The sequence below is a fragment of the Streptomyces sp. CNZ301 genome (assembly GCF_004217425.1).
In genome coordinates, this window is record NZ_SHLG01000001.1 from 2,229,145 (window position 1) to 2,251,831 (window position 22,687).

Annotated in this window: 17 protein-coding genes and 1 other RNA gene; 3 read left to right on the top strand and 15 right to left on the bottom strand. The window is 71.6% G+C overall.

The window, feature by feature from the left end; genetic code table 11:
* Positions 1–3 precede the first annotated feature (3 nt).
* Together EV375_RS09630 and EV375_RS09635 are read right to left on the bottom strand one after the other, a co-directional pair.
* Positions 4–300 (bottom strand): DUF3039 domain-containing protein, encoded by a 297-nt coding sequence (locus EV375_RS09630; RefSeq protein ID WP_130299075.1) that lies wholly within the window; start codon positions 298–300, stop codon positions 4–6.
* 11 nt (positions 301–311) lie between these two features.
* The gene (locus tag EV375_RS09635; RefSeq protein ID WP_130299076.1) at positions 312–959 is read right to left on the bottom strand and encodes a YqgE/AlgH family protein; all 648 of its coding nucleotides are present in this window, start codon (positions 957–959) and stop codon (positions 312–314) included.
* Between the two features lie 370 nt (positions 960–1,329).
* On the opposite strand from EV375_RS09635, the gene murA reads away from it, so the two are divergent.
* Positions 1,330–2,649, top strand: coding sequence for a UDP-N-acetylglucosamine 1-carboxyvinyltransferase (gene murA / locus EV375_RS09640; RefSeq protein ID WP_130299077.1), 1,320 nt, complete (start codon positions 1,330–1,332; stop codon positions 2,647–2,649).
* A gap of 137 nt (positions 2,650–2,786) precedes the next feature.
* Here murA and EV375_RS09645 read toward each other — a convergent pair whose 3' ends face one another.
* Entirely contained in the window at positions 2,787–3,068 is a 282-nt protein-coding gene (locus EV375_RS09645) for an HU family DNA-binding protein (RefSeq protein WP_028436141.1), read from the bottom strand.
* A 449-nt stretch (positions 3,069–3,517) separates the two neighbouring features.
* Complete coding sequence (locus EV375_RS09655) at positions 3,518–4,993, bottom strand: NAD-dependent malic enzyme (protein ID WP_130299078.1); 1,476 nt, start codon at positions 4,991–4,993, stop codon at positions 3,518–3,520.
* 315 nt (positions 4,994–5,308) lie between these two features.
* Between EV375_RS09655 and EV375_RS09660 the strand changes: the two genes are divergently transcribed.
* Positions 5,309–5,515: a cold-shock protein gene (locus EV375_RS09660; RefSeq protein ID WP_028433118.1), complete on the top strand. Its 207-nt coding sequence runs from the start codon at positions 5,309–5,311 to the stop codon at positions 5,513–5,515.
* A gap of 208 nt (positions 5,516–5,723) precedes the next feature.
* Here the strand turns inward: EV375_RS09660 and EV375_RS09665 are convergent, their stop codons facing one another.
* The 6 genes from EV375_RS09665 to EV375_RS09695 form a co-directional block, all read right to left on the bottom strand.
* Positions 5,724–8,168, bottom strand: coding sequence for a UvrD-helicase domain-containing protein (locus tag EV375_RS09665; protein ID WP_130299079.1), 2,445 nt, complete (start codon positions 8,166–8,168; stop codon positions 5,724–5,726).
* Positions 8,169–8,401: 233 nt separating this feature from the next.
* Positions 8,402–9,691: a uroporphyrinogen-III synthase gene (locus EV375_RS09675; RefSeq protein ID WP_130299081.1), complete on the bottom strand. Its 1,290-nt coding sequence runs from the start codon at positions 9,689–9,691 to the stop codon at positions 8,402–8,404.
* 109 nt (positions 9,692–9,800) lie between these two features.
* Positions 9,801–11,225: an MFS transporter gene (locus EV375_RS09680; protein ID WP_130299082.1), complete on the bottom strand. Its 1,425-nt coding sequence runs from the start codon at positions 11,223–11,225 to the stop codon at positions 9,801–9,803.
* A 144-nt stretch (positions 11,226–11,369) separates the two neighbouring features.
* Positions 11,370–12,785 (bottom strand): acyltransferase family protein, encoded by a 1,416-nt coding sequence (locus EV375_RS09685; RefSeq protein WP_130299083.1) that lies wholly within the window; start codon positions 12,783–12,785, stop codon positions 11,370–11,372.
* Positions 12,782–15,064 carry a bifunctional polysaccharide deacetylase/glycosyltransferase family 2 protein gene (locus tag EV375_RS09690; protein ID WP_486588384.1) on the bottom strand — a complete coding sequence of 761 codons (2,283 nt, stop codon included), beginning with the start codon at positions 15,062–15,064 and terminating at the stop codon, positions 12,782–12,784. Before EV375_RS09690 ends, EV375_RS09685 begins: the two co-directional genes overlap by 4 nt.
* Positions 15,061–15,720, bottom strand: a complete 660-nt coding sequence (locus EV375_RS09695) for a hypothetical protein (RefSeq protein ID WP_130299084.1) — start codon at positions 15,718–15,720, stop codon at positions 15,061–15,063. Before EV375_RS09695 ends, EV375_RS09690 begins: the two co-directional genes overlap by 4 nt.
* Before the next feature lie 519 nt (positions 15,721–16,239).
* Here EV375_RS09695 and EV375_RS09700 point away from each other — a divergent pair.
* Positions 16,240–16,908: a maltokinase N-terminal cap-like domain-containing protein gene (locus EV375_RS09700; RefSeq protein ID WP_130299085.1), complete on the top strand. Its 669-nt coding sequence runs from the start codon at positions 16,240–16,242 to the stop codon at positions 16,906–16,908.
* A 77-nt stretch (positions 16,909–16,985) separates the two neighbouring features.
* On the opposite strand, the gene EV375_RS09705 is transcribed toward EV375_RS09700, so the two are convergent.
* The 5 genes from EV375_RS09705 to EV375_RS09725 form a co-directional block, all read right to left on the bottom strand.
* Positions 16,986–17,951, bottom strand: coding sequence for an oxygenase MpaB family protein (locus EV375_RS09705; protein WP_130299086.1), 966 nt, complete (start codon positions 17,949–17,951; stop codon positions 16,986–16,988).
* A 24-nt stretch (positions 17,952–17,975) separates the two neighbouring features.
* Positions 17,976–18,656, bottom strand: coding sequence for a GOLPH3/VPS74 family protein (locus EV375_RS09710; RefSeq protein ID WP_165434705.1), 681 nt, complete (start codon positions 18,654–18,656; stop codon positions 17,976–17,978).
* A gap of 1,273 nt (positions 18,657–19,929) precedes the next feature.
* Positions 19,930–20,300, bottom strand: a transfer-messenger RNA (tmRNA) gene (gene ssrA, locus EV375_RS09715).
* A gap of 475 nt (positions 20,301–20,775) precedes the next feature.
* Positions 20,776–21,303, bottom strand: coding sequence for an SsrA-binding protein SmpB (gene smpB / locus EV375_RS09720; protein ID WP_130299088.1), 528 nt, complete (start codon positions 21,301–21,303; stop codon positions 20,776–20,778).
* Positions 21,304–21,321: 18 nt separating this feature from the next.
* The gene (locus EV375_RS09725) at positions 21,322–22,620 is read right to left on the bottom strand and encodes a S41 family peptidase (RefSeq protein WP_130299089.1); all 1,299 of its coding nucleotides are present in this window, start codon (positions 22,618–22,620) and stop codon (positions 21,322–21,324) included.
* Positions 22,621–22,687 lie beyond the last annotated feature (67 nt).

Consider the following 22,687-nt stretch of genomic DNA (forward strand, 5'->3'; position numbering starts at 1 on the left):
CGGCTACTTGTCGCCGCCCTTGCCGTCCTTGCCGCCGCCCTTGCCACCGCCGGAGCTCATCGTCTCGTAGATCTCCTTGCACATGGGACAGACCGGGTACTTCTTCGGGTCACGACCCGGAACCCAGACCTTGCCGCAGAGCGCCACCACGGGAGTGCCGTCCATGGCGCTCGCCATGATCTTGTCCTTCTGGACGTAATGGGCGAACCGTTCGTGGTCGCCGTCTCCGTGCGACGTCTGCGGGGTCGGCTCGACGAGCGTGCCGGTGCCCGTACCGCGCTCAGGCTCAAGAGTGCTCATGCGGACCAAGCCTAATTCAGCGACGCATCGTCCGGGTATGTGGCCACCATCGCCAGTTCGCTGCGCTGCCGCCGCAGGACGGACCGCCACAGACGCTCCGGCGACGGCGAGGAGACGTCACCCGGTTCGGACTCGACGACATACCACGCACCTTCGGACAATTCCTTCTCCAGCTGCCCGGGACCCCAGCCCGCGTACCCGGCGAAGATACGCAAGGAGCCCAGCTCCGCGGCGAGCAGCTCCGGCGGCGCCTCCAGGTCGACGAGGCCGATGGCACCGTGCACGCGGCGCCAGCCCAGCGGCCCGTCGCGCACTTCCCCGTCGGCCTCGCCCGGGGGCCCGTCGCCGTCCCGAGCAGCCCCGGGGCGCTCCCCGGCCGCGTGCCCGCGGCCCTGCGACGCGGGAACCACGGCCACGCCCAGCGCGGCGTCCAGTGAGACGGGGCCTCCCTGGAAGACGACGCCGGGCTCGCCGGCGAGCGCGGCCCAGGGCTCCAGGATGTCGACGACGTCGACGGGCGTCGGGCGGTTGAGCACCACACCGAGCGACCCCTCCGCGTCGTGGTCGAGCAGCAGCACCACGGCCCGGTCGAAGTTCGGGTCGGCGAGCACCGGGGTGGCGACCAGCAGCCGCCCGGTGAGCGAGGACACCTGGGTCATGCCGCAATGATCCCGCACGTCGGCCTTCCGTGGGAGCCAACGGCCGGATCAGGAACCCCGGGTGGGACGTCTGCCCTGGTCACGGCGCATTCACCGGATCCGCGCAGATTCCGCGCACCCGCTCCCGCAGACCCACGCACAATCCGGCCGGTATCGGCAACCGCGGTCACGTTCCGGGCACTTTCCCTGCACACACCGTGATACGGCCCATCCGGTGCTCGGCCGGCGCCCCCACGGTCCGTGCGCGCCGGTGAATCCGGACCATTACGATTGTCTTTCGCCTTCGCCCCAGAGCTGCTCCAGGGGCCGGCCCGGCCCACGAGGCCTCGAACCATCTGCCCCGAACCCGTCTTCAGGAACGCGGAGATCCATGACCGATGACGTCCTGCTCGTCCACGGCGGCACACCGCTCGATGGCGAGATCCGTGTCCGTGGCGCGAAGAACCTCGTTCCGAAGGCGATGGTCGCCGCGCTGCTGGGAAGCGAGCCGAGCCGGCTCCGCAACGTCCCCGACATCCGCGATGTGCGGGTGGTGCGGGGCCTTCTACAACTTCACGGCACGACCGTGACCGCCGGCGAGGAGACCGGCGAGCTGGTGCTCGACCCGTCGTACGTCGAGAGCGCGAACGTCGCCGACATCGACGCCCACGCGGGCTCCTCCCGCATCCCGATCCTCTTCTGCGGCCCGCTGCTGCACCGTCTGGGGCACGCCTTCATCCCGGGCCTGGGCGGCTGCGACATCGGCGGCCGTCCCGTCGACTTCCACTTCGACGTGCTGCGCCAGTTCGGCGCGACGATCGAGAAGCGCGCCGACGGCCAGTACCTGGAGGCACCGCAGCGGCTGCGCGGCACCAAGATCCGCCTGCCGTACCCGTCCGTCGGCTCCACCGAGCAGGTGCTGCTCACCGCGGTCCTCGCGGAGGGCTCCACGGAGCTGAGCAACGCCGCCGTCGAGCCCGAGATCGAGGACCTCATCTGCGTTCTGCAGAAGATGGGCGCGATCATCTCGATGGACACGGACCGCACGATCCGCATCACCGGCGTCGACAAGCTCGGCGGCTACACCCACAGCGCCCTCCCCGACCGCCTCGAGGCCGCCTCGTGGGCGAGCGCGGCGCTGGCCACTCAGGGCAGCGTCTTCGTGCACGGCGCCAGCCAGCGCGAGATGATGACCTTCCTCAACACGTTCCGCAAGGTCGGCGGCGCCTTCGAGGTCCTCGACGAGGGCATCCGCTTCTGGCACCCGGGCGGTCCGCTGAAGTCCATCGCGCTGGAGACGGACGTGCACCCCGGCTTCCAGACCGACTGGCAGCAGCCGCTGGTCGTCGCCCTCACCCAGGCCACGGGCCTGTCCATCGTCCACGAGACGGTCTACGAGTCCCGCCTGGGATTCACCTCCGCCCTGAACCAGATGGGCGCCCACATCCAGCTCTACCGCGAGTGCCTCGGCGGGTCCGCCTGCCGCTTCGGCCAGCGCAACTTCCTGCACTCCGCGGTGGTTTCCGGGCCGACGAAGCTGCAGGGCTCGGACCTGATCATCCCCGACCTGCGCGGCGGCTTCTCGTACCTGATCGCCGCGCTCGCCGCCCAGGGCACCTCCCGCGTCCACGGCATCGAGCTGATCAACCGCGGCTACGAGAACTTCATGAACAAGCTCGCGGATCTCGGCGCCAAGGCCGAGCTCCCGTAGCGCCTGCCCGGCCCGTACGGGGCGGCTCCGCGCCGTACGGGCCGCCCCGAGCGGACACACGAAGGGCGGTCACCCTCTGCGGGTGACCGCCCTCGTGCGTGGCCCGGGAGGGCCGTGAGCCGTCCCGGAAAGCGCCGTTACTTGCCCTTGGCGGCTTCCTTGAGCTTGGAGCCGGCCGACACCTTCACGCTGTACCCGGCCGGGATCTCGATCGGGTCGCCGGTCTGCGGGTTCCGCGCGGTCCGGGCCGCACGGTGCGTGCGCTCGAAGGTGAGGAAACCCGGGATGGTGACCTTCTCGTCGCCCTTGGAGACGACCTCGCCGATGGTCTCGGCGAGAGCTGCCAGAACGGCGTCGGCGTCCTTACGGGTCACCTCGGCGCGCTCGGAGAGAGCGGCCACCAGCTCACTGCGGTTCATAACTCGTTACTCCCGTGTTCTTCTTGCCGATGAGGCGTGAGATCGAAGCCGATGCTGCCAGGGCCCTCGGACAGTCCCCTGACCAGGGTCTGCTTTGAGACCCTCCCGCCCCTTTGGGGAATCCCCAGGACGAAGTCCCCCGGGAACGAATCCTGCCCCTACGTGCGGCGGGAAAGCCAATCCGGAACGTACTGACAGCTGCGGAGTCACACGAGCGGCGGCGATGTCCCCGCTGTGCTGACGCCCCACAGGCTTGTGTCTGCCGCAACCCTAGAGGGGGCGTCGTGACCCTGCACCTCGCGACGCGCCGTGCCGCCACGGGGTGAGCGCCGTCACCCCGGACCGCTCACGGTCCGAGCTCACCACGCCGCGCGTACCCTCCGAGGGCCCGGCAAACCACCGGAGGCGTGTGAGGTGGACCCCTGCCCGCCGCCGCGCGCCGGGTGTGCTCAGGCCACGGGACCCTCCGCCGCGGTGGCGGCGGTCGCCGTCGTCGTCGCCGGCGCGTGCGTGACGGCCGCCTCACCTGCGGCGCGTGCCGCGTCCCGGACCGCGCCCGCAACGGCTCCGGAGACCTTCTCGTTGAAGACGCTGGGGATGATGTAGTTCGGGTTCAGCTCGTCCTCGAGCACCACGTCGGCAAGCGCGCGCGCCGCCGCGATCATCATCTCGTCGTTGACGACCCGCGACTGTGCGTCCAGCAGGCCGCGGAAGACGCCGGGGAAGACCAGCACGTTGTTGATCTGGTTCGGGAAGTCGGAGCGCCCCGTGGCGACGACGGCGGCCGTCTCGCGCGCCACCGCCGGGTCGACCTCGGGGTCGGGGTTGGCGAGAGCGAACACGATCGCGCCGTCCGCCATTCGCGCCACGTCCTCGCCGCCCAGCACGTTGGGGGCGGAGACGCCGATGAAGACGTCCGTGCCTACCACGGCGTCCTTCAACGTGCCCGTGAAGCCTTCAGAGTTGGTGTTCTCCCCGATCCAGCGCAGCGGCGACCCCTCGGCCGCGTTCACGAGGTCCTCGCGGCCGTCGTGCACCACACCGTGGATGTCGGCGACGATCGCGTGCTTGACGCCCGCCTCCAGCAGCAGCTTCAGGATGGCCGTCCCGGCCGCTCCCGCGCCCGACATCACCACGCGGATGTCCTCGATGCGCTTGTCCACGACGCGCAGCGCGTTGTAGAGGGCGGCGAGCACGACGATGGCAGTGCCGTGCTGGTCGTCGTGGAAGACGGGGATGTCGACGAGTTCGCGCAGCCGCGCCTCGATCTCGAAGCAGCGGGGCGCGGAGATGTCCTCCAGGTTGATTCCGGCGAAGCCCGGAGCCAGCGCCCGCACGATCTCCACGATCGAGTCGGTGTCCTGGGTGTCGAGGCAGATCGGCCAGGCGTCGATCCCCGCGAAGCGCTTGAAGAGGGCGGCCTTGCCCTCCATCACCGGCAGGGCGGCCTGCGGGCCGATGTTGCCCAGGCCCAGGACCGCCGAGCCGTCCGTGACGACGGCGACGCTGTTCCGCTTGATCGTCAACCGCCGCGCGTCCTCGGGGTGTTCCGCGATCTGCGTGCACACACGGGCCACGCCCGGGGTGTAGACCATGGAGAGGTCGTCGCGATTGCGAATGGGGTGTTTCGACGACATCTCGATCTTGCCGCCGAGGTGCATCAGGAACGTACGGTCCGAGACCTTGCCGAGGGCGACGCCCTCGATACCCCGCAGCTCGGCGACGATCTCGTCGGCGTGAGCCGTGGACGAGGCGGCGATCGTGACGTCGATACGCAGCCGCTCGTGGCCCGAGGCGGTGACGTCGAGGCCGGTGACCGAACCGCCCGACGACTCCACGACCGTGGTGATCTGGCTGACCGCGGTCCCTCCGGCGGGGACCTCCAACCGGACAGTCATCGAGTAGGAGACGCTGGGCGCGCTCATTGCCGACTTCCCTCTGCTTTCCCTTGACGCGTTGGTGCCGCACCGAACCGCAGCGCCGAAGTATCGGCTCCCAGGTGTGGGGCACGTCAACAGATCGTCCCACCTACCACCCGGTACGGGGTAACCCGTGGACCACCCCGGCTTTGGGTGCGGAAAGAGCCTTCCACAGTACGAGATGCCCGTGATCGTCTTCCTTCGGCCCCTTCTTTCGGCACCGGCGCGAAACTCTGTGTCTACGCCCCAAATCACTTCAAAGCGCCCCATCTCAGCCTAGGATCGGCCCGCAAACCCCATATGCATACAGGGAGACCAGGAATGGCTCAGGGCACCGTCAAGTGGTTCAACGCCGAGAAGGGCTACGGCTTCATCGCCCAGGAAGACGGCGGACCGGACGTATTCGTCCACTACAGCTCGATCCACGGAGAGGGCTACCGCAGTCTGCAGGACACCCAGCGGGTCGAATTCGAGATCGCGGAGGGCCGCAAGGGCCCGCAGGCGGAAGGGGTCCGCATCATCGGCTGAAGGCCGAGGACACGAACCCCAACGGAGAGCTTCACCGAAGCGGAAGCTCGAGAAGTCTTTGGTGACACCGACCCGCCAGCTCGCCTCGCGGCAAGTGGTCGCTCGAAGCGACAATGGTTGGGCCCGGGGGCATGGATCGGGCCGGTGCCACATCCAGGCTAACAAACAGCCCCCACCGGGCGATTCCCTTCCCGGGGGGCGATTTCCTTCAGTCTCTGAGCAGTTCCGGTACACCGCCCGCATCGGGCCGGTCCGCCTCCGCCGACAGCACCGTCAGCCGCTGCGTCGCCCTCGTGAGCGCCACGTAGAGCACCCGCAGCCCGGCCGTGCCGGCACCGCCCTCCCCGTCCCGGGTGGTGCCGGCGATCCCGGCGGGCGAGACCACGAGCGTCGCGTCGTACTCAAGTCCCTTGGCCTCCAGGCTTCCCAGCGCCACCACCCGGTCGCCGAGCCCCGCCAGCCACTCGCGGGCCTCGTCCCTGCGGCCCATCGGGACGACGACGCCCACCGTGCCGTCCACCTCCGCCAGCGCACGCTCCGCCTCCTCACGCACCGCCGCACCCAACTCGCCCCGCACGGCGGCGAACCGGGGGCGCAGACCCGTGGAGCGGACCGCCTTCGGGGGCGCCGTGCCCGGCATCGCGAGCGCCAGCACGCGGTCCGCGAGCTCCGCGACCTCGGAGGGGTTGCGGTAGTTGACGGTCAGTTCGAAGCGGCTGCGGGGCCGGGAGCCCAGGGCTTCCGCGCGTGCCGCGTCCGCCTCCTCGGTGTCGGGCCAGGAGCTCTGGGCCGGGTCGCCGACGACCGTCCAGGTGGCGTGCCGGCCGCGGCGGCCGACCATCCGCCACTGCATGGGCGTCAGGTCCTGGGCCTCGTCGACGATGATGTGCGCGTAGTCGGTCCGCTGCTCCGCCTGCCGCTCCGCGCGATCACGCCGGGCGGTGGGATCGCGGTCGGCGGCCGTCGTCAACTCGTCCAGCCCGGTGAGCTGTTCCAGGGGGTCCGCCCAGGCGGACACGTCCCCGTACGGGGAGTCCGTCTCACGCCTGCGGGGCTTCGGAGGTGTGCCGAGTACGACGCGCAGCTCGTCCAGGAGCGCCACGTCGTGCACGGAGAGCGGGCCCTGACCGTCGGCGTCGAGGCGGCGCAACGAGGCGGCGACGGCCCTGGCCTCGTCCGCGTTCAGCAGGCGGCGGCCGCGGCCCCGGCCCGTCGATCCGCCCCCGTTCCGCGCCCGGGCCGACCGGGTGGATGTGCCCGCGGCGCGCGCGAGCGTCTCCTCGTCCGCGAGAGAGGCCAGCACCCGACGGGGCGTCAGCTCCGGCCACCACGCGTCGAGGAAGGCGATGAAGCCTTCCTCGGAGGAGATGTCCTCGTCGAACCCCTCGCGGGCCTCGGCCTCCAGCTCCGGATCGGTGTACCGGCGTCCGGCACCCGACTTCTCCCACAGCGCGTCCAGCAGGAACCTGCGGGCACGGGGACGCATGAGGTTGACGGGCGCCGTGCCACTGAGGACCTGCTGCCGTACGTGGCGCAGTTCGGCGGCGTCCAGTTCGACGCGGCTGCGGAAGGCCACCACCCGCAGCACGTCGGGCGCTTCGCCGGTCTCCAGCGCTGCGCGCGCCGCCCTGTGAAGGACCTTCGCCATGCGCGCCGAGCCCTTGACGCGGGCCACGTGCTGTTCGTCGTACGTCCCTGCTTCGGCGCCCTCGACGAGGCTCCCCAGCGCGCGGATTGCGACCTGGCCCTCCTCGCCGAGCGAGGGCAGCACGCCCTCCGTGTAGGAGACGAGGAGCGGCGTCGGGCTGACGACGAGGATGCCGCCCGCGTACCGCCGCCGGTCCTGGTAGAGGAGGTAGGCGGCGCGGTGCAGCGCCACGGCGGTCTTGCCGGTGCCCGGGCCGCCCTCGACCTCCGTGACGGAGGCGGCGGGCGCGCGGATGACGAGGTCCTGCTCGGCCTGGATGGAGGAGACGATGTCCCGCATCGCGTGGCCGCGGGCCCGCCCGAGCGCGGCCATCAGTGCGCCGTCGCCGATGACGGACAGCTCCCGGCCGTCGAGTCGTGCGGTGATCCCGGGGCGCAGGAGGTCGTCCTCGACACCGAGGACCTTGCGGCCCTTGCTGCGGATGACCCGGCGCCGTACGACGCGGCCGGGCGCGACCGGCGTCGCTCGGTAGAACGGCGCGGCGGCGGGTGCCCGCCAGTCGATGACGAGGGGCGTGTAGTCGGCGTCGAGCACGCCCATCCGTCCGACGTGCAGCGTCTCGGCGATGTCGGCCGTTCCGTCGGTGCGCACGGCGCCCTCGGCGGGTTCGACGGAGGTGTACGCGCCGTCCGGGCCCCTCTGGGCGTCCGCTCCGGGGAGCAGGTCGATGCGTCCGAAGAGGAAGTCCTCGAACTCGCGGTTCAGCCTGTTGAGGTGCACGCCGGCGCGGAAGACCTGCGCGTCACGCTCCGCCAGCGCTCCGGGGGTGCCGACCTGCGCCCTCTTGGAGGCGTCGTCCATCAGGAACTCGGCCTCGTGGATCTTCTCCTCGAGCCGGCGGTACACCCCGTCCAGGTGCTCCTGCTCCTCGCGGATCTCCCGCTCCCGGACGGAGTCGTGCTGCGCTGCCAACGACGCGGCCCCCTTCTGCTGATTCAGGCCCATGCGGGGCCCGGGGCGAGGACGGATGCCGCGCCTGACCGCGGCCTGCTTCGTCTTCTCGGGCTCGCCCAAGGGCAGCCGTCAACCGTACGCGAACGACCACCGGGACGCACCTGCCACGGCGCGCGGCAGCGGTAACAGGGCAGGGCAAGGGGCAGGGGCAGGGGCAGGGGCAGGGGCAGGAGGACGGGGCTCCGTCGACCGCGTCAGAACGCGGGGCCGTGGAGCTCCAGGGCTCAGGTACCGGACCCGGGCCCCGTGGCGGGCGGCGGTCCGTCGTACTTGCCGCTGTCCGAGGCGGCGTCGAGGGCGAGCCGGTAGCCCCGCTTGACGACGGTCTGGATCAGCTTCGGGGCGCCCAGCGCGACGCGCAGCCGCGCCATGGCGGTCTCCACCGCGTGCTCGTCCGTTCCGGAGCCGGGCAGGGCCCGCAGCAGCTCGGCCCGCGGGACGACCCAGCCCGGGCGGCGGGCCAGCGAGCGCAGCAGCGCCATCCCCGCGGGCTGCACAGTCCGCAGCTCGCCGTCAACGACGACACCCCGCCCGCGGATCTCGACCCGGTGCCCCGCTACGGGCAACGCCCTCTGCCGGCCCGGCAGTTCGGTGCACAGCAGCTGGACGAGGGGGCCCAGCCGGAAGCGTTCCGGCTGCACCGTCGGCACGTCGTGGGCCTCCAGCGGCGCCGCCGTCACGGGCCCCACGCACGCGGCGAGCACATCCGTGCGCATCGCCTCCAGCAGCGGCTCCCGTACGCCCCGGCGCCCGGCACGCTCCAGCAGCGACGCGGCGGCGGGTGCGCTGGTGAAGGCGAGGGCGTCGACGCCGCGGGCCAGGATCGCGTCGATGAGCCGGTCGACGGGGGCGATGTCCTCCGGCGGCATCCAGCGGTAGACGGGCACGCCGACGACCTCCGCGCCCGCCGCCCGCAGCGATTCCACGAAGCCGGGAAGCGGCTCGCCGTGCAGCTGGAGCGCGATGAGCCGTCCGTCCACGCCCTGTGCGAGCAGCCGGTCGAGCACTTCGGCCATCGACTCCGACTCCGGCGACCACGTCTCTTTCAGGCCCGCCGCGCGGATGGCGCCGCGCACCTTCGGGCCGCGGGCGAGCACCTCCACCTCTCCCAGGGACTTGAGCAGGTCCGTGCCGAAGCCCCAGCCCTCGGCGGCCTCGATCCAGCCGCGGAAGCCGATCGCCGTCGTCGCGATCACGGTGTCCGGGGTGCGCTCGACGAGGGCCCTGGTGGCTTCGAGGAGTTCGGTGTCGTCCGCGAGGGGAACGATGCGCAGCGCCGGTGCGTGCAGCACTTCCGCGCCGCGGCGCTCCAGCAGTGCGCCCAGTTCCTCGGCGCGGCGGGCGGCGGTGACGCCGACGGTGAACCCGGCGAGCGGCTGCGGCTTCGCGTGCGGGCCGGGCCGTGTGCCAGGGGTGCCGGGCCCTGACGCCCGTGGGCCACGGGTGTCCGGCCCGGGCGGCGTTTCCGGCCCGGGTGCGTCCCGTGCCGCGCCCCGCTCTGTCTGCTCCCGCATGTCCTTCTCGCTCCGCCCCTGCTCGTACGGAGCACCGAGCCTGTCAACAGTGGATGACGGGCCCGGTACTCCGGGGTTTCCCGGTTGTTACGCCGGGAGCTCACGCCCCTCACACCTCGGCGTAGGCGACGGGCCGGTTCTCCCGCCCCGCCGGCGGCGCGGCCGGGCCGTCGCCGTCCTGTCCGTCGTCCGGCACGGTCCGGCGCCGCAGATAGACGGCCCAGGTGACAGCGCAGCACACACCGTAGAACCCGAGGAAGGTGAGGTATGCCGCCGTTCCCGTTCCCACCGTCTCAAACGACTGCCGGAAGGCCAGGTTGATGCCCAGCCCGCCGAGGGCGCCGACCGCGCCGATCAGGCCCATCGCCGCGCCCGACAGCCGGCGGGCGGCGGTGGCGGCGGCCTCACCGCTCCTGCCGTCCGCCAGCGCCTTCGCGTGGAAGATCGCCGGGATCATCTTGTACGTCGAGCCGTTGCCGATGCCGCTCAGCACGAACAGCGCGGTGAAGCCGGCGAGGAAGGCGGGCAGCGACTCGCGCAGCGAGGCCGCCACGACCACGAGCGTCGCCGCGCCCATCGCGGCGAAGTTCCACAGCGTGATCCGGGCCCCGCCGAAGCGGTCGGCGAGCTGCCCGCCCAGCGGACGCACGAGCGACCCCAGCAGCGGTCCGAGGAAGGTGAGCGAGGCGGCCTGGAGCGGCGTGCGCGCGAACTGCGTCTGCAGCACGAGCCCGAAGGCGAAGCTGTAGCCGATGAAGGAGCCGAAGGTCCCGATGTACAGGAAGGACATGATCCAGGTGTGGGCGTCCCGCACCGCTTCCTTGGCGGCCCCGGCGTCGTTGCGCACGGGTGCCAGGTTGTCCATCCAGCGTGCGGAGCAGACGGCGGCGAGCACGATCAGCGGGATGTAGATGCCCAGCAGGACCCGCGGATGGCCGGCTCCGGCCGCGGCGATCACCCCGAGGCCCGCGAGCTGCACGACAGGCACGCCGATGTTGCCGCCGCCCGCGTTGACGCCGAGGGCCCAGCCCTTGCGGCGCAGCGGGAAGAAGGAGTTGATGTTGGTCATGGAGGAGGCGAAGTTGCCTCCTCCCACGCCGGTGAGCAGCGCGACGACCAGGAACGTCGTGTAGGACGTGCCGGGTTCCATCACGATCAGCGCCGCCACTGACGGCACCAGCAGCATCGCCGCGCTGACGACCGTCCAGTTGCGGCCGCCGAAGCGGGCGACGGCGAAGGTGTAGGGCACGCGGGCCACGGCGCCGACGAGCGTCGCCATGGAGATGAGCAGGAACTTCCCGGCCGGGTCGACTCCGTACTCGGGGCCCATGAACAGCACGAGCACCGACCACAGCGTCCACACGGAGAAGCCGATGTGCTCGGAGAAGACGGACAGCAGCAGGTTGCGGTGCGCGACGCGCTCGCCGCTCTCCCTCCAGAACGTCTCGTCCTCCGGGTCCCAGCGCTCGATCCAGCGGCCGCTCCTGCGCGGGGTGTCGGGTGTGCTGCCGGGCGGTGCGGTCGCAGCGGTCATGGCGCCTCCACAGGTTCCGGGTCGCGGACCGGCGGTGTCATGACCGGCGTCGCTGCCGGGCGTCACTGCCGGATGCTGCACCCGAAGCTATGAGCGGCACGTTTCGGTGCCGTGCCGCGAGGTGTCGTCCAGGAAACCTTGCGCTCACCTGCGGGAGCCGTCGCCGGTGAGAGGGGCCGCCGGGGGATACGGCGTCCCGGGTACGGGTTCCGGCCCGGGTCCCGCACCCGGGCCAGCACCCGGGTCCGGGGCCTGGGCCGGGGCCCGGCCGGGAGCTTTCGGGCCGGGCGCGTCCGGTGTCCTCGTACGCGGCCACAGCCGTGGCCGGCGCCGCGCGGCCACGTCCTCCGCCCATCCGAACGCCGCGATCAGCAGCGCCACCAGCGGCCACACGGTCAGGAACATCAGCGCCCCGGACCAGCTCTCCAGCGCGGCCGACAGCGCTTCCGAATCGCCGACCGCCGGTATGCGCCACAGCAGGTCCAGCAGCGGCACCGTCGCGACCAGCGCCGGCTGATGCCACAGATAGAGCGTGACGGCACGGGAGTTGGCCAGCGTCACCGGCCGCTCCAGGCGGCCCAGCGGCCCCGGCAGGCGGTGCCAGGAGGGGCTGACGCGAAGCAGCAGCAGACAGAAACCGAACGACCAGAGGGCCTGGCCGAGCGGGATGTCGTTCAGGTCCCAGCCGTCCTCGCCCGGGTGGGCGCCGGCCCACCACAGGCCTGCCGCCATCGCCACGGGAGCCGCGAGTGCCACGCCATACAGGGGAACGCGCCGGAGCAGCCCGTCGTGGTGGGCGAAGCCCAGCATCCAGCAGGAGCCGTAGACGGCGAAGTCCATGACGGCCTCGCCGGTCTCGCCGGGAACCGTCACGACACCGGTGCCGACGGCGGCGGTGAGCGCCAGCGGCGTGAGCAGCGTCGGCCACGGCAGCCGCCGGAAGGCGCGCAGCAGCAGCGGCGAGGCCAGCACGAACCACAGATACGCCCGCAGGTACCACAGCGGGCCCGCCGTCTCCACTGCCCAAGTGGCCTCCAGCAGACCGGCGTTGCCGCCGATCTTCTCGGGGTGCGGCGGGGTGCCCAGCGGTACGAGCCAGCACAGCATGCGCAGCCAGGTCCCCGCGCTGTGGCCGGGCCGCCACCCCTGCGCGAAGAGCACCGTGAGCAGCACGGCTCCGTACAGCCAGAGCGGCGGCAGCAGCCGGCGCGCCCTGCTGCGTACGACGGCTGCCGCGGGCCGTCCCAGTGACCGCGCCATCAGCGAACCCGCGAGGGCGAACATCACGCCCATGGACGGGAAAAGGAACGTCAGCCAGGCCCAGTTGAAGGTGTGGTAGACGACGACGCGCACCAGGGCGACCGCCCGCAGCAGGTCCAGGTAGCGGTCCCGTACGGGCGGTGCGGCCGCGGAGGCACCCGGCGCGGCGGCGGTGGCGGAGGAAGCGGCGGCCGGGGACGCCCCCGTGGCAGCGGCAGGCCCCGCGTCCGCGGAGACAGGCCCCGTGTCCGGGGGTGACCCCGTGTCCGGGGGCGACCCCGTGTCCGGGCGAGCGGTCATCCGACGGTGCTCTTCTCTCTGGTCTCCGTGGCGCCCCCGCCGGCCCGCAGGCCGGCCACGGACGCGGCCTTCGCACCGGGAGCGGCGTGGGGAGCGGCGTTCAGCAGGCCCGTACGGCGCAGCTTCTGCCAGCCCAGCCGCCCGCCCGTCAGCGCGGTGATCCACGACTGCATCAGCACCACGTACATCAACTGCCGGTAAAGCAGCTGCTGAAGGGGCAGCGTCAGCAGCGGCGCGAGCCGTTCGCGGTCCAGCCGGAAGGCGTACGCCGCGCATGCGCCCTGCACCAGCAGCACGGCCAGCCACGCGGCCGCCGTCCGCAGCGCCGGCCCGAAGAACAGGCCGTAGACGAGGAAGACGTCGATGAGCGGCGCGAGCATGGGTGCGAGCACCGTGAAAATCGTCACGAGCGGCAGCCCGACCCGTCCGAAGCGACCCGACGGTCCGCGGTCCAGTACGGCCCGGCGGTGCTTCCAGATCGCCTGCATGGTGCCGTAGCTCCAGCGGTAGCGCTGCGACCACAGTTGCTTGACGGTCCCGGGCGCCTCGGTCCAGGCCCGGGCGCGCTCCGCGTACACCACCTGCCAGCCGGCGCGGTGCAGAGCCATCGTCACGTCGGTGTCCTCGGCCAGCGTGTCGTCGCTCATGCCGCCGACGCTTCGCAGCGCGGTCCGCCGGAACGCGCCCACGGCGCCGGGGATCGTGGGCATGCAGCGCAGCACGTCGTACATGCGGCGGTCGAGGTTGAAGCCCACCACGTACTCGATGTGCTGCCACGCCCCGACCAGCCTGCGGCGGTTGCCGACCTTCGCGTTGCCGGCGACGGCGCCGACGCGCGGATCGGCGAAGGGCTGGACGAGTTCCCGCACCGTCGAGGGTTCGAAGACGGTGTCGCCGTCCATCATCGCGATCAGTTCGAACGTGGCATGCCGCAGGCCGTTGTTGAGGGCCGCGGCCTTGCCGGAGTTGCCCTGGCGCAGCACGCGCACGCCGGGCAGGCCGAGCGATTCGACGATCTCGGCGGTGCCGTCGGTCGATCCGTCGTCGATGACGATCACCTCGACCGGGTGGTCGCTCGCCGCGAGGGAACGCACGGTGCCGGCGATGCATTCGCGCTCGTTGTACGCGGGAACGAGCACGGTGACGGGCTCCGTGACAGGCACCCCGGAGACCGGCACCGGGGCCGCCCCCGCGTCCGGTCCCGCGTCCGGTCCCGCGATGGGCGCGGCCCGCGGTTTCCGTCTCCGCCTGCCGGGCCTGACGCGCCGCACGTGCACGGTCGACAGGACGAGCATCAGCACGAACCGCCCCAGCACAAGTGCGCCGGCCACGATCAGCGACACCGTGAGCACACCCATGACGCTTTCGGAGACGCCGACCGCGGCGACGAAGGCCCGGCTCTTCCACAGGTCGGGCCCGCGCACGGCGGTGTGCGGGCCCGACGAGCCCAACGCCTCGGTCAGCCCCGGGAATCGGTAACCCTGCGCCTGGAGCCGCGGCAGCATCCGGTCCAGTGCGGCCACCGTCTGCGAACGGTCGCCACCCGAGTCGTGCATCAGCACGATCGCGCCCTTGCCCGGCTGCGGCGTGGCGCGGCGCACGATCTCGTCCACGCCGGGACGCGCCCAGTCCTCGCTGTCGGTGTCGATGAACGCGGTGATGTAGCCGCGTTCGGCGATCTGACGCGTGACCGGCCACGACTTGTTGTCGAGCGCGTCGACGGTGGAGGAGTACGGCGGCCGGAACAGCGACGTGTGCACGCCCGCCGCACCGGCCAACGCAAGCTGGCCTTGCGCCAGTTCACGGTGGATGCGCGAGGACGACTGGAAGGAGAGATCCGGGTGGTTGAAGGTGTGCAACCCCACCTCGTGCCCCTCGTCGACCATCCGCCGCACCAGCTCCGGGTGGCGGGAGGTCATGGTGCCGGTGACGAAGAAGACGGCGTGCGCGTCGTGTTCGGCGAGCTTGTCCAGGATCTTCGGCGTCCACTCCGGGTCGGGGCCGTCGTCGAAGGTCAGCACGACGTTGCGGTCGGGCACGCGGTAGCTGGCGGGCTCGGCACCGCGTGCGTCGAGGACCGGGCCTCCCGAGAGGACCTTCCCGGGCACGGCGTCGGTGGCGGCCGGCGGCCGTACCCGGTGGTCGGCGAGGAACTCGCTGTGCACGTAGCCGCGCAGCAGCATCATCACCACGACGACGGCGAGCAGCACCGACGGGAGCAGGTAGCGCAGCGGCAGGCGCCGCCTGCTCCGGGCGGCGCCTGCATGCTTGTTCCTCACGCGGAACCCGTGCTGGTCGTGCCTCCGCCGAGCGCGCCGAGGAGCTCGTCCAGCAGTGAGGTCCCGGACGCCCCGGAGGACTCCGTCGGGTCGGGGTCCGGGTCGGCCGGCGTGCCGGGCGAGCCTGTGGCGCCGCCGGCGGGCTCGGTGGACGGGTCCGCGGGCACCGAGCCGCCGGTGCTGCCCGAACTGCTTGTCTTCCCGCCCTTGTTGACCGTTCCGGCGCCGCCGTCACCGGTGCTTCCCGGCTTCTTCGCCTTCGTGGCCCCCGTCCCCGCGGAGGCGCTTGCGGCAGGTGAGGGCCCGGACGAGGCCTCGGGCGTGCGCACGCTGCCCGCACCCGGCGCGTCCTGTGTGGCGGAGGCTTCGGGGCTCGGCTCGCCCAGGCGGGCTCCGTCGGACCAGGGGGACTTCGTCCGCGACCGGTCCTCGTCCGGAACGACTCGCGCCGCCCCGTCTTCCGCTCTCGGTATCAACACCCCCCAGGGCGCCTCGGCGTTCCCGCCGATCACACTCACCGCTACGACCAGCGCATATCCGCCGCCGGCGACCCCCATCGCCAGGCCGAGGCGGCGCCATCTGCGGCGCCGGCCTCCGCTGCTGTCCACAAAGACCGGAGCGCCGCTGTCCGGCTGTCCCTCCGAGTGTTCACCCATATCAATTCGCGCGCCCCCTCGTCGGCGAGCGCACCCCCTGCTCATCGAAGGAGAAAATGTAGCGTGAACGTGAAGATATAAATGTGACTAGTCGTTGTTTTTGCTGACTCATTGGACGGTGCTGTGACAACACGGTGACAACCAGGAGTCGGCCCCGACGGCTTCGTCCGGTTTCAGCCGGGCGTACCGCTCCCCGTCCACGACATCCCGTCCACGACCTTGCGCAAGGGGACCCGGCCCCAGCACGTGAACGTCTCCAACTCCCCCTCGACCCATAGGACTTACGAGGCCCGGCCTTCGCCGTCCACGCCCGTCCGGCGCTCGGTCGGCGATTGGGGGGCGGCGAACCGACCGGCGGCCAGGTGCCACCGCCGGTCACGGAAGTAGGCTTGCCGGTCACTGTGAGGGCGGCCGAGGAGCCATGACGGCTCGTTGTTCCATCGGACCGGGCCGCCCTCGCGGCCCACCACGAGGGGAAGTCGTGACGATCGCATCCGCTCGACGAAGGAGAACGTCCGCATGGCGATCATCCACCGCACCACCGTCAAGCCGACCAAGCTCGAACTCCTCACCTCCTGGCTCCCCTCCCGTCCGTGGTACCAAGGCAGCGCGGGCGCACCGCAGTTGGCCAAGGCCGGCGGCTTCCGGCTGGACGATCCGCAGGGCGAGGTGGGGATCGAATTCATGGTCGTCGCCGACACCTCCGGCCACGACCCGATCGCCTACCAGGTACCGCTGACCTATCGCGGTGCTCCGCTCGACGGGGCGGACCACGCCCTCATCGGCACGATGGAGCACGGGGTGCTCGGGCAGCGCTGGGCCTACGACGGCTGCCATGACCCGGTGATGGCGGAGCAGTTGCTCGCCCTGATCGAGGGCCGTGCGGAACCACAGGCCCAGAGCGTCAGCGACACCGTCGACCGGGAAGTCACCCGCTCCTTCACCGGCGACGTCCCGCCCCGCAGACACGTCACGCCCGCCGGCCCCACCGACCATCGGACGAGCACTGAGCTGCCCGGTCCGACCGGAGGAACCCTCCGCGTGCACCGGGTACTGCGGCCCGACGCGGACGGCGGGTCCCAGCGGCCACAGGGAGCATCAGGCCACGTCGCCGGGGCCTGGCAGCTGCCCGACGGCACGCGCACCGGGGGCCTGTTCGCCGTACTCCACGACGGAGTTCACATCTAGCGCGTCCACGGCCAGGGACCCCGCCGGCCGTCGCCTGCCCCCCGGTCAGGCCACGCCCGTGTCTCAGGGCGCAACGATCAGCGGGCGTCGTGCACGGCGGGCGGCACATAGTGCTTCGGCGAACCGCGCTCCTCCGGCGGCGGCGAGTTCCGTACGGGTGACTCCACGTGGGGAGCGCCGGCGGCCCGCAGCCCGGCCTCGCGCTCCCACCCGGCGCGTGCCCGCGGGTGGTAGCGGTATCTGAACGGGACAAGGCGCCACGCGTGATGGACGAGCCGCCCGATGCGCCGCAGTCTCCGCTCGTCCCGCACCGTCCAGCGGTGGCCGAGCCGCTCGCGCACCGGGGCGGGAAACAGCCCGACCGTGAACCACACGGTGAAGCGGGCCTGAGGCCCGCGCAGCGCACGCCACACGAAATGAGGCATCCACGAGAAGGCGGGCGGCCTGGCGATGAAACGGATGTCGAGCACGTCGCGGGCCGGCCGGTTGTCCTCCAGCACCTCACGGGCCATCCGGTCCCAGTACGCCTGGAAGTCGGACCAGCTCTCGGGCACCGGTCGCATGCTCATCCCGTACAGCCGCCACCAGCGCACATGTTCGTCGAAGAGCTGCCGCTTCTCGTCCTCGCTCAGGCCCGGCCCGAGGCGGTCCGCCACGAGAACCGTGAGCATGAAGAACGTCGAGTGCGCCCAGTAGAAGGTGTCCGGGTCCAGAGCGTGGTACGGGCGGCCCCGCTCGTCGACGCCCTTGATCATGTCGTGGTACCCCCGCACCTGGCATGCGGTCTCCGCCGCCCGCGGGCCGTCGTAGACGACGCCGCCGATCGGATACAGCGACCGGAAGAGCCGCTGCCACCGCTCCTCGAAGAACCGGGAGTGCTCGGCGACTCCGGCGCCCAGCCCGGGATGCATGTTCTGCATCACGCCCGCCCAGGGCGCGAGCAGCACCCCGCGCCAGTCGCCGAAGTACTTCCACGTGAGCGAATCAGGGCCCAGCGGCGTCCGGTCGGCGGGGCCGGGCCACGCGTGAGGCTGCTGTTCCATCCGCCGTTCCCCTCCCCGCCGCGGTCACTGGGTGCTGATGGTGGCCGCCGCTCCGATGGCCGTCGCGGTCGCGATCTGCATCTCCTGGAGCGCCTTTTTCAGGGCGGGACCGGCCTCACCGGCACGCTCCGTCAGCGCCTTGATGCGTTCTTTGTGCTCGCGCCTGTCCTTGCCGGAGGTGACGGTCGGCAGCCCGCCCACCGCGGCGAGCGCGGTCAACGCGGCCTGGCGGGTCGTGAACTGCTCGACGGGACGGCCTCCGGTCAGCGTCTCGACCGCCTCCCCGCGCAGCCGCCTCGCCAGGGCGGTGTCCTTCACGACCACTGTGTCCGGGAGCCACGTACGCCGCTCGATCCGGATCATCCGGGCCTTCTCCAGCTGCTGCTCCACAGCCTGGAAGGTGCGCTTGCGGTCCCGCTGCACCAGCACCTTCCACTTACGCGGGCGCCGCTCGTCGGCTATCCCCCGCAGCGCCTCGTCGAGCAGCGGATCGCCGGTGCGCCTGTCGCCGACGGTGCGTACCCTGCCGTCCTCGTCGGTGAGGCAGCCACGGTCGGTCAGCTCGACGAGCACCGCGGCACGCAGCACGCTGCCGAGCACGTCCCTCTTCGTAAGCCTCTGCTTCTCCGTGTCGCACGCCAGCAGGTACAACTCGGCGGGGAGGCTGAGCCGCCCGTCCCCCGGATTTTTGTCCATACGGTCCATGTCCCCATCACAGCACGGAAGCCAGGCGCGACCGAAGCCCCGGTAACCGCCTTTGTCAGGGCGACGAGGGGCCTGCACCCGGTGCCTCACCGCCTCCACCGAGGCGGCCACCGGACGGGTGGGGGCCGGGTGCGCCGGATTGCGCCGGATTGCGCCCGACGATGGCATCCGCCGAGGCCCCCGCCCCCGCCCCGACAGAGCCGGGGGCGCATCTCCGCTGGGACCACCGGACCACCGGACCACGCACCCGAGCCGGGCAGGGGTCGGAGGCGTGCGGGGTGCGGCTCGGGTGGGTGGTGGGTGCGCCTGGGGTGGGTGCGGGGTGCCGGGGGCGTGCCGCTCCGGGAGGCAAGTCCGGGCGGCATGATTTACCTCCCTGAACCGTCACGGGCCTTCGTGCTGCCTTCCATATGCCGGTCCGCAAATCATGTTTAAGCCCGTCCATGCCCCCCTGCGCGTCCCGCCCCCTCCCGCCGGTCCAGCGGCTCTCCCCCGGGGGCCACCAAGACCCCCCAGTTCTCCCGGGAGCTGTGGGCCCGTGCCCATCGTCCTGGATGAGCGCGGCCGATCGCGCCGCACGCGGCTCTCCCCCGGGGGTCCTTGAGCCCCCTCTTCCACACCGGGCTGTGGGCCCGTGCCCATCGTCCTGGATGAGCGCGGCCGATCGCGCCGCACAGGGGGGGACGGACACCGGGCCCGCTCGCACCACGTCCCGAGGCTCGGTGAACCCGTCCGCAGGGCAGGGGAGTTGAGCCATCGGACGAGCCTGCGCGAGTGGCTCAGAGGGCCGCCGGTGGGCGGGGCCCTCCATCCGGACCGCCCGGGAGACCGAGGAGGTCGGACGAGAACGGCAGACGCGAGACGGGCGGGAGGGGGCAGGGCGTGCAGGCGGGGGTAACGGGGCCATTGGGGTCTCCCCAGCGAAGCGTGGGGAAGTGATTTGCGGACCGGCATATGGGAGCCAGCACGAAGGCCCGAACCGGCACAGGGAGGTAAATCATGCCGCCCCGGGACACCCGCCGGAACGGCCCGGACCCGCACCCACCACGAACCCCAGGCGCACACCCGCCAACCCCGCCGGGCGGTTCCGAGAGCGCAGCCCCCGCCAACGGCCGCACCGGACCACGCACCCGAGCCACAACCGGGGGTGCCGGGGGCGCAGACCCCGCCGGGGGTGCGGGTGGCGGAGCCCCCGCTCCGCGAGGCGAAGCCTCGCAAAAACAACGAGGGCGACCCGGTCCGCGCTTTCCGCGGACACAGATCACCCTCGAACTCGTGGAGATGGCGGGAATCGAACCCGCGTCCAACGGAGCAGAAGAAGGGCTTCTCCGAGCGCAGTCCACTTCGATTTTCTCGGCCCCGGAGATCACGTGGACAAGTCTCCGACGGGCCCAGTCACTGTTGGATGTCCCGGCAGGCCCCGTGACCGGGCCTACGCGGTGAGTTCCCTAGCTGATGCCAGGATCCGGGGTGGGAACTTACCCGGGCTGACACTTCACACTCGCTGCTTAGGCAGCGAGGGCGAAGGAATCGCGCTTCTGATTGGCGATTATTTTTTTGCGGCACATGGTTAACGAGATCATTGCCGCGTTCCTCGGCTCGCTTCACCTGCTTCGACATCCGCTGTCGAAACCGATCATCCCCATGTTGAGTTGACAACCCACCGCCCTCGCGGACGGCGCTGCGACCATCGTACGTGACCTGGTCACACCAAGGCCAACTCTTTTGCTCCGCCGCGTATTCCCGGCCGGACGGCCGGGGCGGGAGCCTCGGCGGCGGACCCGGGAGGTCGCCGTCGCGGTCAGCCGTTTCACACAGACTGCTGGGGTTCCCTTGCGGTCCGTGTGCAACCGCTCGCGCCACCCGCTTCCCGCGGGCCGTGCTCTCGGCGAAGAGCCCAGGCGTCCGCCCCGGCCCCGGAACGGGACAGCCCCTGCGAGCCGGCCCCTCCACCCGCGGATTCCTCAACCAAGAGTGCCCGCACACGCACAATCGGTGTCCACACGCACACTCCGTGTCCACGCACGGGCCTCGCAACCCACCAGCCCCGGCAGCCCGCCCGCGTACGGCAGTCGTGCGTCCTGCGTGCGGCCTCTGCTCAGACCTGTGCGGCCTCCGCTCAGACCTTCGCCCGCTGCCGCCGCCGCGCCGCGGAGATCGCCCGGTCCGACTCGCGCCGGTCCTGCTTCTCCCGCAGCGCATGCCGCTTGTCGTACTCCTTCTTGCCCTTGGCCAGCGCGATCTCGACCTTCGCGCGGCCGTTCAGGAAGTACAGCTGGAGCGGAACCAGCGTGTGACCCGTCTCCTGGGTCTTGCCGATCAGCTTGTCGATCTCGTAGCGGTGCAGCAGCAGCTTCCGCTTCCGCCGGGCCGTGTGGTTCGTCCACGTGCCCTGTGCGTATTCGGGGATGTGCACGTTGTGCAGCCAGACCTCGCCGTCGTCCAGCTGGGCGAACCCGTCGACCAGCGAAGCGCGCCCCTCGCGCAGCGACTTGACCTCGGTGCCTGTGAGCGCGATGCCGCACTCGTAGGTGTCGAGGATGTGGTAGTCGTGCCGCGCCTTCTTGTTCTGCGCGATGAGCTTGCGCCCGCTCGCGTCCTTGGCCTTCTTGGCCTTGCTCTTGTTCTTGTCGTCCTTCTTCGCCATAGCCTGGTCATTCTCCCACTACGACCGGGCCTCCAGGCCACTCAATACTGTGCGTGCACGAGCGGCGGCGTCCCCCGGATCGTCGATCGGCAGGTCCGGCGTGATGCCCTCACCGTCCAGGGAACGACCCGAGGGGGTGGCGTAGTGCCCGACGGTCAGCTCCGCGACCGAGCCGTCCGGCAGCTTCCGCGGCATCTGCACCGACCCCTTGCCGAAGGTGCGGGAGCCCACGACGACGGCCCGCCCCCGGTCCTGGAGCGCGCCGGTCAGCAGCTCGGCGGCGCTCATCGTGCCGCCGTCCACGAGCACGACCAGCGGCTGCTCCGCCCTGCCGTCCGTCGCCGCACCGGGGTGGGCGTCCGCGTAGAGGGCGCGCTGGGTGCCGTGCTGCTCGTACGTGGCGACGAGGCCGCCCTTGAGGAAGACGGACGCGGCGGTGACCGCCTCGTTGACCAGTCCGCCCGAGTTGCCGCGCAGATCGAGCAGGAGGCCGGTGCCGGCCGGGACGCGGTCGACCGCTTCCCGTATCTGCCGCGCGGCGCCCTTGGTGAAGGAGGAGACCTTGATGCGGGTGACGGTGGGTCCCATGCGTTCCACGGTCACGGCGTCGGTGCTGAGCCGCGCCCTGCGCAGGGTCTCCTTCCACTGCCGCCCGTCGCGCTCCATTTCGAGGTCGACGGTGCTGCCCAGCGGTGAAGGCTCCGCGGAGCGGCCACCGGCCTCGGACCCGCGCAGCCGTGCCACCACGTCCGTGACGGGATGGCCGGAGACGTCCTCGCCGTCGACGGCGCGCAGCCGGTCGCCGCGCCGAACACCCGCACGGGCGGCGGGACTTCCGGGCGCGACCCGCGCCACGGACACGGACGGCGGGCCCTGCGCGTCGCGTTCGCGGCGTACGGAGATGCCGACGCCGACGTATTCGCCGTCCAGGGTCCGCCGGAGACCCTCGTACTCGCGCGCCGTGTACGCGGAGGACCACCGGTCGCCACTGCGGCTGACCAGTTCCTCGGCCGCTTCCCCGCCCGCCGTGGAGCCATCTTCGCGGGTGCGCTCCACGTCCTCGTGCAAGCCGGCTGCTCTGCTGCTCGCAGTGTCTCCGTAGGTGCCGCCGCCGAAGTTCGCGTCCATCGGGGACTGCCCGGCCGCCTGGTCACGTGAGCCCGCGAAGGCCCGAACGCCGTCGCCCCAGGCACCGGTTGCCGCTCCCGTCGCCAGTACGCTCGCGAAAACCAGTGCCAGACCCGCTCCTCGGCGCAGTTGCCGGGAGCTCCCCCTGTGTTTGTCGGGGGATGGGGCGGAATACCACGAGTCCGACATGATTCGGAGTCTAGGCCAGACGAGGGGCGCCGCACGGCCCGTTGACCGTACGGCGTCCGCGTCATGC

Coding starts and splice junctions, on each gene's coding strand:
- EV375_RS09710 (WP_165434705.1), bottom strand. CDS start 18,656: ATGGACCGTATGGACAAAAATCCGGGGGACGGGCGGCTCAGCCTCCCC.
- EV375_RS09655 (WP_130299078.1), bottom strand. CDS start 4,993: ATGAGCGCGCCCAGCGTCTCCTACTCGATGACTGTCCGGTTGGAGGTC.
- EV375_RS09645 (WP_028436141.1), bottom strand. CDS start 3,068: ATGAACCGCAGTGAGCTGGTGGCCGCTCTCTCCGAGCGCGCCGAGGTG.
- EV375_RS09700 (WP_130299085.1), top strand. CDS start 16,240: ATGGCGATCATCCACCGCACCACCGTCAAGCCGACCAAGCTCGAACTC.
- EV375_RS09635 (WP_130299076.1), bottom strand. CDS start 959: ATGACCCAGGTGTCCTCGCTCACCGGGCGGCTGCTGGTCGCCACCCCG.
- EV375_RS09660 (WP_028433118.1), top strand. CDS start 5,309: ATGGCTCAGGGCACCGTCAAGTGGTTCAACGCCGAGAAGGGCTACGGC.
- EV375_RS09675 (WP_130299081.1), bottom strand. CDS start 9,691: ATGCGGGAGCAGACAGAGCGGGGCGCGGCACGGGACGCACCCGGGCCG.
- smpB (WP_130299088.1), bottom strand. CDS start 21,303: ATGGCGAAGAAGGACGACAAGAACAAGAGCAAGGCCAAGAAGGCCAAG.
- EV375_RS09725 (WP_130299089.1), bottom strand. CDS start 22,620: ATGTCGGACTCGTGGTATTCCGCCCCATCCCCCGACAAACACAGGGGG.
- EV375_RS09685 (WP_130299083.1), bottom strand. CDS start 12,785: ATGACCGCTCGCCCGGACACGGGGTCGCCCCCGGACACGGGGTCACCC.
- EV375_RS09695 (WP_130299084.1), bottom strand. CDS start 15,720: ATGGGTGAACACTCGGAGGGACAGCCGGACAGCGGCGCTCCGGTCTTT.
- EV375_RS09630 (WP_130299075.1), bottom strand. CDS start 300: ATGAGCACTCTTGAGCCTGAGCGCGGTACGGGCACCGGCACGCTCGTC.
- EV375_RS09680 (WP_130299082.1), bottom strand. CDS start 11,225: ATGACCGCTGCGACCGCACCGCCCGGCAGCACACCCGACACCCCGCGC.
- EV375_RS09705 (WP_130299086.1), bottom strand. CDS start 17,951: ATGGAACAGCAGCCTCACGCGTGGCCCGGCCCCGCCGACCGGACGCCG.
- murA (WP_130299077.1), top strand. CDS start 1,330: ATGACCGATGACGTCCTGCTCGTCCACGGCGGCACACCGCTCGATGGC.
- EV375_RS09665 (WP_130299079.1), bottom strand. CDS start 8,168: ATGGGCCTGAATCAGCAGAAGGGGGCCGCGTCGTTGGCAGCGCAGCAC.